Origin of the sequence: Nitrospina watsonii (assembly GCF_946900835.1) — a bacterium.
GTDB lineage: Bacteria > Nitrospinota > Nitrospinia > Nitrospinales > Nitrospinaceae > Nitrospina > Nitrospina watsonii.
In genome coordinates this window covers 2,819,811-2,832,055 of the sequence record NZ_OX336137.1, presented here as the reverse complement: position 1 = coordinate 2,832,055, position 12,245 = coordinate 2,819,811, and the positions used below count along the sequence as shown (strand labels likewise).

Below are 12,245 nucleotides of genomic sequence, written 5' to 3'. Positions count from 1 at the left end.
CAACCCAAAAGGCGGATAAAAAAATATGAAGCCCCAGGAACTGGCGTCGGCAATAGCGGGCCACAAAGAACCCTTGCAGGAAAAAGTGAAAGCCATGTTCAAAGGCAAATTCAGCAACCTGCGCGGCGATCTGTTTGGTGGTGTCACGGCGGGCGTGGTGACCTTGCCCTTGGCGCTGGCTTTCGGCGTGCAGTCCGGCCTAGGTGCGACCGCAGGCCTGTACTGCGCCATTGCGCTGGGCTTGCTTTCCGCGCTGTTCGGCGGCACGCAAACCCTGATCAGCACGCCGACGGGTCCCATGACCGTCGTCAGCGCCTTGATCATCGCTCAGGTGATCGATAAGACCGGCAGCCTGGAAGCGGGGCTGGGGTTGATCATAGCGATTTTTGTGCTGGCCGGGTTGATTCAGGTGCTGCTCGGCGTGTTCCGCATCGGCAGTTTCATCCAGTATATGCCGTATCCGGTGATATCCGGATTCATGACCGGCATCGGCGTGATCCTGATCGTCGTCGAGCTGTTCCCGTTCATGGGCCTGGAGTCCCCGAAGAACGTGCTGACGGTGTTGAGCCAGTTCCCGGCGGCGGTGCCCAATGCAAACCTGGCAGCGGTGGCATTGGCCGCGGGGACCATGGCCATCATTTACCTGTTCCCGCATGTGAGCAAGGCGGTGCCGAGCACCCTGGTGGCGCTTTTGGTGGGGACGCTGGCCGCCGCATTCCTGGGCCTGCCGGTACCGATCATCGGTGAGATCCCGCAGGGCTTGCCTTCCCTCAAGCTGGAGGAGTTGGCGGGCATTCAGGCGTCGCACCTGACCCTGATTTTGATACCGGCGTTGACGCTGGCCGGGCTGGGCGCCATCGATACGTTGTTGACCTCGGTCATTGCCGACACCAAAACCCGCACCCAGCACGACAGCAACCGCGAGTTGATCGGGCAGGGTTGCGGCAACATGCTGTCCGGTGCGCTGGGCGGCATCGTCGGCGCAGGCACCACCATGTCCACCCTGGTGAACATCAACACCGGCGGCCGCACCAGCCTGTCCGGCATCGTCTCCAGCAGTTTCCTGGTGCTGGTGCTGCTGGGACTGGGCGCCTACGCTCAGTACATCCCGATTCCGGTGCTTGCCGGCATCCTGATGACGGTCGGGCTGGACATCATCGACTACAAGGGCCTCAAGCATTTGGCCGCCATGCCGCGCTCGGCTTCCTTCGTACTCGTGACCGTCTTCCTGCTCACGGTGTTTGTGGACTTGATCGAGGCGGTAGCGGTGGGCATGGGCATCTCCTGTGTGGTGTTCATGAAAACCATGAGCGACCTCGGCCGCAAGCAGACGTCCCTGGCACCGCTGAATGACCTGAATCTGGACTTCAATGGGAATGGCGACAACGGTCATTTCCATTCCCTGGCGGAAGTATCCGAGCAGATCTACGTGAAAACGGTGACGGGTCCCATCTTCTTCGGCTTTGCACGGACGCTAACGCAGAACATTCGCGGCCTCAAAAACGCGCGCTGCGTGATTCTGGAAATGGACCGCGTGCCCTATATCGACCAGACCGGTTTGTATGCGATGGAAGAAATGGTACACGAACTGAGTGAGCAGGGAATTCAGGTGCTCATGGCGGGAGCGCAGCGTCAGCCGCTGGAGATGTTCCACAAAATGAAGATGGTGCCTGATGTCATTTCGCAGGACAACCTGTTCAACAGTACTTACGATTGCATCACTGCACTCGGACAAAGATGGACCCCCGTGTTGGATCGGACCCGGTGATCCCAGGTGCAACCCTGTAACAGGGGTTTCTCCAGCCCTCCTCCTCCTGCATCGCGTCATGACAGTCTCAGGCTCCTGGGGGAGCCTGGAAGAGGGGACCGGGGGTCATTTAAATACCAGTTCGGCAGCTTCTTCCCACCTCCTCACCGAAGCGTCCTCGGGAAGGGGTTGCCGGATGGGTGCTGAAGGGACCGCTCTTCGGGCGGTTCCTTTTTTAAAATCTCATTCTATTGTTCGAGGTCGCTGAAGTCGCGTCGAATTTTTTCGACGTGTTCGCGGTAACTGGCGCCGTCGCCATAGTCCAGAAAATATTTGTAGCGGTTGTGCAAATCCCTCACCTTGCGGGCGTGCTTGATGGGGCACCAGTGCTGCTCCGTCCGTGCCGCGATTTCCCGCACATAGGCGATCAATCCGTTGAAATATCCGCAATAAACACAATTGAATTTTTCGATCCCATTGAGATAACGCAGGTACTGGCGGTCGAACACGATGTAGTCCGTCCGCTTCACCTTGGGCACGCCATAAACCGGAAAGCAGATGGCCTGGTAGGCGGAGATCATCAGGTCCATCAGCACCGCAGGGATCAGGAGGGAATAAATCACCGGCGCCGTGACAACGGGCAGGATGCGCGCCTCGCGCAGGTAACGGTACACGGTTTTCATCAGCAGTTTGTGCTGTTCACGTATCTGCTTTTCGAAGTACACGCGCTTGCGCTTGATCTGGTAGTAAAACTTTTCCTGGCGGATGTCGATTTCTTTCTGCAACTGGTTTTCCAGATCTTTGATCTTGCCGATGAGGAGTTGAATTGTATCTTCCATGATTTCGCTCGTGCGGGGTAACAGGTTAATGGGATACCTTTAAGATATCATATTCCCGGCAAGGCAAGCGGCATGGAGGGGAGCCGCGAAAGCGGTGCGGGCGGGCGTGTGCGGGGGTCCGTTCAAAAAATCGTCAGGGATTGCGGTTTCAGCAGCAGGCGCTCGACCTTGTACGACATGTTGACCGATTCGCCGTTGCCTTGTTTGAGCAGTTCCTTGAACACCGTCATGCCCTGAACGTTCGTCAGGCGCAGGAAATTGCTTTGCGCCTGGAAGCGGCCCTGCACGATGCGCTCGATCTTCATCACCGCGCTCATCATTTCCATGCGCGGGATGGGGTTCTGCATGGCCTTGCCGCGATTGAAGAAGGTGCCGTCCAGCGGGCTACCGGGCTTTTGGGGACATTTGACGATGAGTTTTTCGCGTTGCGAGACGATGCGTTTGATATCCGCCGCATCGAACTCGAGGATGTGCAGAAACGGTTCCAAGGGCACGGTGCCGCCGCCGTTTTTGGCGACACGGCAAATGCTATCGATCAGCTTCGCCGCGCTTTTGCGGTTGCGGCCTTCCAGCGACCATTCGATGATCGCTTCCGATCCAAACAAGCCCATGGCGTGCTTCCCTCAAAAGAGGATTAAATTTGAAAAGAGGCCATGCCCCCTGCATAATCCCAGTATAACCCAGAGGCTCTGCCATGCATGAAGTTTATAGAGAAGCATCCATCGAAGACGTTCAGCGGATACTGAGCTACTGCTGCCACCACAACGTGACAAACGGCGGCCTGTTCGAAGTGTTCACCACGCCGGGCACCGACACCCACATGGTCATCGTCAACTCCGGCGGCGACGACCAGCCGCTGGAACAGTTTCGTCCACTGGGCGCGTTTTATCTGAACTACACCCGCCCCGGCGCCATCACCATTGAAATCGACGACCCGCATTTCGACGGCATGCCCGAACGCAAGCACCACGTCGCCGCCGTCCGCCAGGTCATCGACCTGCTGCTGAAACACGCCTACCCCGGCACCACGCTTTCTTTCAACGACCTGCCGTCCATCCCGAAATCCTGATTGCATTCGTCACCGTCCGCGGTGATACAATCGAAGCAACACACACAGAAGGGGAAGCGAACGCCCGCATGGGCAAATCATCTTTTTTGGAGGTCTTGCGATGCATGTATGGATGAAGGCAATGCGTTTTCCTTTGGCCGTATTTTTTCTTTCTGGAATTCTGATTTTCGGATTCACCGTTTCCGCGCAGGCGGAGATGGGATCGCACCGCACGGCGGACGGCAAGCTGAAGGTGCTGTACCACATCGATGGCAGTGATGTGGCGGTCGCCAAGTACGCCATGGCGCTGGTGAAGAAACACATCGAAGCGGAAGGCGGCATGGACAAGATCGACGTCAAGGTCGTGGTGCACGGTCCGGCGTTGAAGTTGTTTGACAAGGATGCCGTCGATCCGGAATTGAAGTCAAAAACCCAAACGGTGATGGACCTGGGCGTGGAGCCGGAAATGTGCCAGGTGTCGATGAAGCTGTTCGGAACGCCTCTGGAACAGTTGCTGGCCGGGGTCATTCCCACCGAGCATCCGGTGGCGGTCAAACGCATCGCCGATTTGCAGGAACAGGGATACCTCTACATCAAACCGTAGCGATTCCTTGCCCTCATTCCCCTTTCGCCAATCGGGGTGTCGGGTAGGTGGTGAGTTGGTTGTACAGCAACAGTTGCGTTTCGGGGTCGAGGCGGCCGGTTGTTTCCAGCCGGTGCGCCTGCTGGAACCGTTTCACCGCCTGTTCCGTTTGGGGACCATACAGCGGTGCTTCGAGTCCGTCGAAAAACCCGAGCGTGTGCAGTTGGCGTTGCAGCCACAGCACCGTCTCGCCTTCGTCATTGCGGCGCATCGTCTCCGGCAACCCTTCAAAATTTTTCCACAACAATTCCGCCTTGCGGTCCCAGACGGGATCGATGAGGCCGAGCGGAATCTGCAACAGGTCTTTCGATCCGAACAGACCCACGTTGCCGATGCGCCCGAGATAGGTCACGCGGTGGCGGCCGGTGGTCCCCCCCAGGTCGAGGGTGATGAGCGCGGGGTGATTCAGCATGGTCAGGCGCTCGAGGTTGGCGTTCAGGCTGAGTGTATGGAGCGCGTGTTCGGTTTGCAGGGTTTGCCAGCCGATTTCTTTCAGCGCCGCAATGGTGTCCGGTGCCGCCCCCCAGGTTTTCAACAGCCAGCGTTGCGCGTAGGCCTCGCTTTCTTCTCCCGTAAGGGTTGAAAAGTAGCCATGCAGGTGGCCGGGGTGGACGATGCGGTAGGCGCCGGAAGACGTGCGCACCGGCAGGCTGGCCGCCGGTTGCAGCGTTGCCGGTTGGGGCGGGGCGGTGACCAGTTTCCCCGCCGGGCGCGGGCTGAACAGGTTGTGCTGGATCACCGGGTCGAGGTCGATGCCCCACGCCGGTTGCCAGTCCACCTGATCGCGCACCGCGAAAAACAATCCCGTCGCCCCCACCAGCGCCAGCAATATCAGTCCCAGCAGCGCTTTGAAACATTTCTGCAGGAAGGACGGGGCGAGCTCGAGGCCGCCGAGATCGTCCGCCGCCTGGCGAATGAGTTTCGCCGAAATTTTTTTGATGCGTTCACGGTGGGCGATGGTCAGGGCGCGATCCATCAGCGCGTTGATCATACGCGGTACACCCTGAGAGGTGCGGTAGATGCAATCGAAAGCGCGGCCGTCGATCAACACCTTGCCTTTGCCGCCGGCATGCTGGAGGCGGTAATGGATGTAGCCGCGCGTCTCGTCGCGATTGAATGCGGTCCACGTGCGTTGCAGCGCGATGCGCTGGCGCACCGGGCGCCACTCGTTTTTGTTGAGACAGCGGTCGAGCGCCGGTTGCCCGATCAGGATGAACTGGATCAGTTTTTCGGTTTCGGTTTCGAGGTTGGACAACAACCGGATCTCTTCCCACACGGCGGCATCCAGGTTCTGGGCCTCGTCGATGAGCACCGCCGTGCGGCGTCCGGCGCGGTGCTCCGCCAGCAGAAAGCGCGACAGGTCGTGGATCAATTCCTTTTTGCGGGTCGATTCGGCGGGCAGACCGAACTGCTGGTTGAGCGATTGCAACAGCTCGATGCCGTCCACCGCCGGGATGTTGATGCAGGCGAACCGGTAATGGCCTTTGAGATTTTTCAGGAAACTGCGGCAGAGCGTGGTCTTGCCGGTGCCCGGCTCGCCGGTGAGTTTTAAAAAACCCTTGCCTTCTTCGAGGCCCATCAACAGCGCCGCCAGCATTTCCTTGTGACGGTGCGGCAGGTACAGGTAATCCGGGTTGGGCGTCAGGTCGAACGGTTTCTCACGAAAGCCGAAAAACTCCGGATAGGTCTGGCGGCGGCGGGGGCCCTCGGACGCAGGCGGCGGCGTGTCCGCGCCCGCGTTGCCGTTCGGCAGCCCGTCATTCAGCTTGCCGGCGGACAGTGCGTCCAGCAGTTGGTACGAATCCAGCTCGTGCGGTTGGCCCATGAGTGCAGTTCCGGTGGCCGGTTGAGGATATCGATAAAAGGGAGTCGCGGCAACCCGCGCAGTCACATAAATTTTTTAAAATCAGTGAGTTATGGCTTATTCAGGCGCTAATTCAATAATGCATTACTATACAAAGGTTTAGCGGGGATGTAAACCGAAAATAAATTTTAACTGATTGATTTTTAACGATTTTTTTTGATCTAGCGCTTCGTCGATTTTAAGGGAGGGTTGGTATAACTTGGATTCGGGGAGTCAATCAACGGTTTGAACGCTACTTGAGCAAAGGAAGGGTCATGAATTCCCCTCATCCTGACCTGTCGCTCAAGGAGTGCTCCCACCATGGGAGAAGGAACCTCAAGCACTCCCTCCCCTTACCAAGGGGAGGGCTGGGGTGGGGTTGCTTTTTCGGTAAGTTAGCGGAAGGAGTCACCAAAACCTCCCCTTAATTCCCTCCTTGGTAAGGAGGGGAGGTAAACGGCAGAAATTTCACTTTGGCCAAGGCCTGTGGGGGTTGCGTGAAGGCAGGACATTGCGGCACACTTGGGGGCGGAGTCACACGGCCCTGAATTTTGTAATGGATCGAAACACCATGAGCCCTTCATCTCTCAAATGCCCCACCTGCAAAAAGAACGTTGTGAAAGACGGCAACGCGTTCTTTCCGTTCTGTTCGGAGCGGTGCCGGCTGGCCGACCTCGGCAAGTGGCTGGACGGTGCTTATGCCATCCCGGACACGGACACGCCGCCCTTGCCCGACGCGGACCCCGAAAACAATTGAAGTGAGTGGAGAGGGACCGAGCCGGACCCGAACGGACCTTGTCCAAACGGGCCTTGTCCAGGCGGGTGGGGCCCGCTCAGGACTGACCTTGTCAGGACTGGATGTTGCGGGCCGGAATTTTGCGCATCAGGATTTCCAGCACCGCCTGGTCGTACAGGATGACGGCGATGTCTTTGAGGCCGTCCTTGTTGAAGTCGCTGCCGGTGATCGCCCACGGATGGCGGCCGACGGGATAGTTGAAGTGCGGGTAGATGAAGGTGCCGTCGCCGCGTCCCTGCAACAGGCTCACGGAGTTGTCGCGTTCGTTGCAGATCATCAGGTCCGGCACGCCGTCGCCGGTGAACTCGCCGGGCACGATGTGGCGCGGCCCTTTCTCGGCGGCGAATTCTTCCGTCTGGCGGAACCCGCCTTTGCCGTCGCCCAGAAACAGCGTCAGGCTGTCGGTGGTGGGGCTGGACACGACGAGATCCATGTGGCCGTCTTTATTCATGTCGTACTGAGCGATGTACTTGGCCTGATGCCCGCCTTTGATGGTTTTCGGCGGCGCGAAGGTGCCATTGCCGTTGCCGAAGAAGAGGCGGATGTAATTCGTGCGCACGCCGTTGAACGCAACGGCAAGGTCCTGGTTGCCGTCGCTGTCATAATCCGAAACCACCACACGCACCGGCAGGCTGTGCGCCTTGTAGGCTTCCGCCAGCTTGAACGTGCCGTCGCCGTTGCCCAGGAAAATGATCAGCTTGTCGAAACGCAGCGACACCACCAGGTCCACCTTGCGGTCGTTGTTGAAATCGCCGGTGGTGATGCTGATCGGCAGCTTGCCCGCTTTCACCGTGCCCGCTGAAACGAACAGCCCATCCTTCTGCCCCATGAAGATCGAAAGGTTGCCGTCGCCGTAATTGCACACCGCGATGTCGCCGATGCCGTCGCCGTTGAAATCCGCCGCCGCCAGCGCCATCGGTTCGCGGCCGGTGCCCATGGTGACAGGGTCCTTGAAGGTGCCGTCGCCCTGTCCTTCGAAGAACATGATGTTGTTGTCCTGCGAATTGGCCACCAGCACGTCGGGGAAGTCGTCGTTGTTCATGTCGTGGGTGACCACGGTCGAGGGCTTCCTGCCCACGTCGTACATGGTGGGCATGTGGAACGGGTCCGGGTCCTGAGCGCGCGGACCGGCGGCATCGCATCCGGTCAGGAACGGCAGCAACAGAAGGGTGAGGGCGAAAAACGAAAAAAAGCGGTGAGACACGATATTGAAAAACCGGAGAACCGGCCCAGATTCGGGATTGATCAATTCAGGCAACCAACAGTTCCTCATATATACAGAAAGTTCAACCGCTTGTAAAGTGGGATAAGCAGCTTGACAGCTTGCCGCCCAATGGTATAATTTTAGTGATTTCAATTACTTATAAACTGATTGCGCGTGATGGACCCTATCCGTTTGCTGAAAATGGCGGCCCTGTCAGCCGCCGTGCTGTTTCTTTCCAGTTGCAGCGTGCTGGATGCCTGGCGGTATCCGGCGCCGCGCGGCGTGTACCACACCGTGACCAAGGGACAGACGCTGTTTTCCATCTCCCAGGCCTATGGGGTGAAGGTGCGGGTGCTGACGCGGGTCAATGGATTGCAGGACCCCACGCAACTGCGCGCCGGGCGTCATTTGTGGATTCCGGGTGTCGATCGGGTGCTGCACGTGCCGCCGACGGTGGGCTACGCGCAGAAAGAAACGCCTTCCGGAAAACAAACGTTCTCTTCCAAAAAGAAACCGCTGTCCAAACGCGCCGCGCGCAAGGCATTTGCCAAGTACCTCATCTGGCCGGTGGATGGCGTCATCACTTCGCGCTTCGGACCGCGCGGACACAGCACGCACGAAGGCATCGACATTGGCGCGCAAACCGGATCGCCGGTGTTCGCCGCCGCCGACGGGCGGGTGAAGTTTTCCGGGTGGGGGCCGACCGGCTACGGCCGCATGGTCATCATCAAGCATCCCAACCACCTGACCACGGTGTACGCGCACAACTCAAAGAACCTGGTGGAAAAGGGGCAGCAGGTGACGAAGGGGCAGATCATCGCCAAGGTCGGCGCCACCGGCCGCGCCTCCGGACCGCACCTGCATTTCGAAGTGCGCAACGACACGCATCCCAAAGACCCCCTGTTATATCTGCCCTGAATAGGCTACAATCCCGCATTCGGTTTTCGCCCGCCCGCATTCAAACGGCCCATCGATTGAGAGGAGAAAACACGGCATGCAGCAGATCAAAGAATACATCCGCGACATCGCGGACTTCCCCAAGGAAGGCATCGTTTTCAAAGACATCTCACCGCTGCTCAACCATTCCGACACGTTCAACCGCGTCATCGAAATGTGGAAGGAACGCTACGCGAACCGCGGCATCGACACCGTGGTCGGCGTGGAAGCGCGCGGCTTCGTGTTCGCCGCCGCCGTGGCCTACGCCATCGGCGCGGGCTGCGTGATGATCCGCAAACCGGGCAAACTGCCTTACAAAACCTTCAGCAAAACCTACGACCTGGAATACGGCACCGACACCATCGAGGTGCACCAGGATGCCATCGATCCGGGGCAGAAGGTGCTGGTCATCGATGACGTGCTCGCCACCGGTGGCACCATGGGAGCGGTGCTGGAGTTGTTGCAGGACAATTTCAAATGCGAGCTGGTGGAAGTGACGTTTCTAATGGAACTGTCTTTCCTCGACGGCCGCGAGAAAATGAAAAACATCCCCACCTATTCGCTGATCAGTTACTAGATAACATCCGCCTCCGGGTGCCAGCCGGTCCCCCCTTGTAAAGGGGGTTAGGGGGATTCCTCCTCTGTGATCCTGAGCGTCAGCGAAGGATCTCGATACATCTAATTGAACCCTTCAAACAGTGCCCTTTCGCTTGCGCTCAAGGGAGCATACCGAAAAGGAACAAGCCCGCAAGCCCCTCTACGAGGGGAGGAAACCGGGTGCTGCTCTCCCAGCGAACGGTGATCTGAGGGCCCAATCTCAAATACATCCTGTTTCCTCCGGGTGTTACCCGGCCCTTCGGAGAAGGGGGAGCCAATGAATTTCCTTCCCAGTAAAGTGAAGAATATTTCAGGTGGGTTGGGCAAAGAGCTTATTGCGATAAAATCTGTACGGGGATTTCTTTAGAGAGAGCATCGACGACGCCCGCGACGTCTTCTTCAAAATCCGGGGCGATCATGAGTTCGATGTGGCCGCGTGCGGGATCGAGCGTGCGCACCACGGCGAGGCCGTCGTAAGCCTCGAACAGGCCGACGATGTAGGCGATGTCTTTCGTGTCCACTTCAAGAATCCATTGCAGGGAATCGGCGTGCGGTGGATGCATGGAAGTCACGCGGCGGGGGCGTTGGCGTTGCCGGCGGAAGCGGAGCGGCCGCGCGCGCGGCGCTCCAGCATGAGCATGAGCAGAGTCACCGCCGCAGGCGTCACCCCGGAGATGCGCGAGGCCTGGCCGAGCGTCGCCGGACGGATGCTCTCCAGCTTCTGCATTTCCTCACGCGACAACCCGGCGATGTCGCTATAAGAAAGATCGTTCGGGATGACGTAGTTTTCGAGCTTCTTCTGTTTTTCGACGAGGTGGTTCTGGCGCTGGATGAAGGCCTCGTACTTGACCTCGATCTCCACCTGCTTCGCCACCGCCTCCGGCACCGGCTTTACAGCCTCAAACGTTTCCGTCAGCCGTGCGTGCGTGACGTCCGGACGGCACAGCAGGTCGCTCAACGACGTCGGCCCCTTGAGATTGTCAATGCCCAAAAGGGCGAGCTTCGGTTTGGTCAGCTTGTCCGGCACGATGGTGGCCGTGCGCAGGCGGTCGATCTCCTCCGCCACGTTGCGGTGACGCTCGATGCACGCGGCATGCGTGGCGTCGGCGATCAGCCCCAGCGCGTGGCCCTTCGCCATCAGGCGTTGATCCGCGTTGTCCTGCCTGAGCAACAATCGGTACTCGGCGCGCGAGGTGAACATGCGGTACGGCTCCAGCGTGCCCTTGGTGACGAGGTCGTCGATGAGCACGCCGATGTAGGCGTCCATGCGCGTCAGCACGAACGGCGGTTTGCCCTGCACTTTCAGCGCCGCGTTGATGCCCGCCATCAGGCCCTGCGCCGCCGCTTCCTCGTAACCGGAGGTGCCGTTCAGTTGCCCGGCGTGGAACAGGCCCGACACGCGTTTGGTCTCGAGCGTCGGTTTCAACTGCGTCGGCGGGATGAAATCGTATTCCACCGCGTAACCCGGCCGCACCAGCTCCGCCCGCTCCAGTCCCGGGATGGTGCGCACGAACTCCTGCTGAATGGACTCAGGCAGGCAGGTGGAGATGCCGTTCGGGTACACCCAGTCGGTGTCGAGCCCCTCCGGCTCCAGAAAAATATGGTGCGACGCCTTGTCGGGGAACTTCACCAGCTTGTCTTCGATCGACGGGCAGTAGCGCGGGCCGATGCCCTCGATGACGCCGCTGTAGAGCGGCGACTGGTGCATGTTGGCGCGGATGACTTCCGCCGTGCGGTCGTTCGTGTAGGTGATGTGGCACGGCACCTGTGGACGATGCTGGACGGAGTCGGTGGAAAACGAAAACGGTTGCGGGTCGGGGTCGCCGTCCTGCACCTCGCACACCGAGAAGTCGATCGACCCGGCGCGCAGTCGCGGCGGCGTGCCGGTCTTCAGCCGTCCCACTTCAAAGCCGCAGGCGAGGAAGGAGTCGGAGAGCTTGTTCGACGGCTGCTCGCCCATGCGCCCGGCGGCGTAATGTTCGAGCCCGATGTGGATGCGGCCCTTTAAAAACGTCCCGGTGGTGATGATCACGGCTTTTGCGTAATACTCATTGCCCCCGGCGGTGCGCAGTCCGTGAATCGTCCGGTTGTGCACCAGCAGTTCTTCCGCTTCTTCCATGACGATGTCGAGATTGGGTTGCGTCTCCAGCACGCGGCGCATCTCGGCTTTGTAGGCGTGCTTGTCCGCCTGGGCGCGGTTGCCCTGCACGGCGGGGCCTTTCGAGGCGTTGAGCATGCGGAACTGGATGCCGGTGGCGTCGATCACCTTCGCCATTTCGCCGCCCAAGGCATCGATCTCGCGCACCATGTGGCCCTTGCCGACGCCGCCGACGGCGGGGTTGCACGGCATGAGGGCGATGTTGTCGAGGTTGAGCGTGAGCAGGAGGGTATCGCACCCCATGCGCGCCGAGGCCAGGGCCGCCTCACAGCCGGCGTGCCCGGCTCCAATCACAATGACGTCATACCGTTTCATGAAACTTCCAATTCCTTCCCCCTTGTAAGGGGGGCCAGGGGGGTTTTTCCTTAATAATAAAACAAAAAAGAATCAACCACAGATGAACACCGATGCACACAGATAAACCCGGCTGAGCC

At 59.2% G+C, this 12,245-nt stretch carries 12 protein-coding genes; 6 read left to right on the top strand and 6 right to left on the bottom strand.

All coding sequences use genetic code 11. The features are described 5' to 3' along the window. Window positions 1–25: 25 nt before the first annotated feature. The gene (locus QML71_RS13240) at window positions 26–1,768 is read left to right on the top strand and encodes a SulP family inorganic anion transporter (protein WP_282012401.1); all 1,743 of its coding nucleotides are present in this window, start codon (window positions 26–28) and stop codon (window positions 1,766–1,768) included. A 227-nt stretch (window positions 1,769–1,995) separates the two neighbouring features. Here the strand turns inward: QML71_RS13240 and QML71_RS13235 are convergent, their stop codons facing one another. Together QML71_RS13235 and QML71_RS13230 are read right to left on the bottom strand one after the other, a co-directional pair. Further along, complete coding sequence (locus QML71_RS13235) at window positions 1,996–2,586, bottom strand: hypothetical protein (RefSeq protein ID WP_282012400.1); 591 nt, start codon at window positions 2,584–2,586, stop codon at window positions 1,996–1,998. A gap of 122 nt (window positions 2,587–2,708) precedes the next feature. After that, window positions 2,709–3,197 carry a hypothetical protein gene (locus QML71_RS13230; RefSeq protein ID WP_282012399.1) on the bottom strand — a complete coding sequence of 163 codons (489 nt, stop codon included), beginning with the start codon at window positions 3,195–3,197 and terminating at the stop codon, window positions 2,709–2,711. Window positions 3,198–3,280: 83 nt separating this feature from the next. Here QML71_RS13230 and QML71_RS13225 point away from each other — a divergent pair, with 83 nt between their 5' ends. Then, window positions 3,281–3,655: a hypothetical protein gene (locus tag QML71_RS13225; protein WP_282012398.1), complete on the top strand. Its 375-nt coding sequence runs from the start codon at window positions 3,281–3,283 to the stop codon at window positions 3,653–3,655. 121 nt (window positions 3,656–3,776) lie between these two features. Continuing rightward, complete coding sequence (locus QML71_RS13220) at window positions 3,777–4,238, top strand: DsrE family protein (protein WP_282012397.1); 462 nt, start codon at window positions 3,777–3,779, stop codon at window positions 4,236–4,238. A 13-nt stretch (window positions 4,239–4,251) separates the two neighbouring features. Here the strand turns inward: QML71_RS13220 and QML71_RS13215 are convergent, their stop codons facing one another. Next, window positions 4,252–6,102, bottom strand: coding sequence for an ExeA family protein (locus QML71_RS13215; protein ID WP_282012396.1), 1,851 nt, complete (start codon window positions 6,100–6,102; stop codon window positions 4,252–4,254). 589 nt (window positions 6,103–6,691) lie between these two features. Here QML71_RS13215 and QML71_RS13210 point away from each other — a divergent pair. Further along, window positions 6,692–6,877, top strand: coding sequence for a DNA gyrase inhibitor YacG (locus tag QML71_RS13210; protein WP_282012395.1), 186 nt, complete (start codon window positions 6,692–6,694; stop codon window positions 6,875–6,877). A 91-nt stretch (window positions 6,878–6,968) separates the two neighbouring features. Here the strand turns inward: QML71_RS13210 and QML71_RS13205 are convergent, their stop codons facing one another. Continuing rightward, the gene (locus tag QML71_RS13205; protein WP_282012394.1) at window positions 6,969–8,174 is read right to left on the bottom strand and encodes an FG-GAP repeat domain-containing protein; all 1,206 of its coding nucleotides are present in this window, start codon (window positions 8,172–8,174) and stop codon (window positions 6,969–6,971) included. A 123-nt stretch (window positions 8,175–8,297) separates the two neighbouring features. On the opposite strand from QML71_RS13205, the gene QML71_RS13200 reads away from it, so the two are divergent. Beyond that, window positions 8,298–9,038, top strand: coding sequence for a LysM peptidoglycan-binding domain-containing M23 family metallopeptidase (locus tag QML71_RS13200; protein ID WP_282012393.1), 741 nt, complete (start codon window positions 8,298–8,300; stop codon window positions 9,036–9,038). Between the two features lie 76 nt (window positions 9,039–9,114). Beyond that, window positions 9,115–9,633, top strand: a complete 519-nt coding sequence (locus QML71_RS13195; protein WP_282012392.1) for an adenine phosphoribosyltransferase — start codon at window positions 9,115–9,117, stop codon at window positions 9,631–9,633. Window positions 9,634–9,985: 352 nt separating this feature from the next. On the opposite strand, the gene QML71_RS13190 is transcribed toward QML71_RS13195, so the two are convergent. Together QML71_RS13190 and mnmG are read right to left on the bottom strand one after the other, a co-directional pair. Continuing rightward, window positions 9,986–10,216 (bottom strand): DUF4911 domain-containing protein, encoded by a 231-nt coding sequence (locus tag QML71_RS13190; RefSeq protein ID WP_282012391.1) that lies wholly within the window; start codon window positions 10,214–10,216, stop codon window positions 9,986–9,988. Between the two features lie 5 nt (window positions 10,217–10,221). Beyond that, entirely contained in the window at window positions 10,222–12,126 is a 1,905-nt protein-coding gene (gene mnmG, locus QML71_RS13185) for a tRNA uridine-5-carboxymethylaminomethyl(34) synthesis enzyme MnmG (RefSeq protein WP_282012390.1), read from the bottom strand. Between the last annotated feature and the right edge of the window lie 119 nt (window positions 12,127–12,245).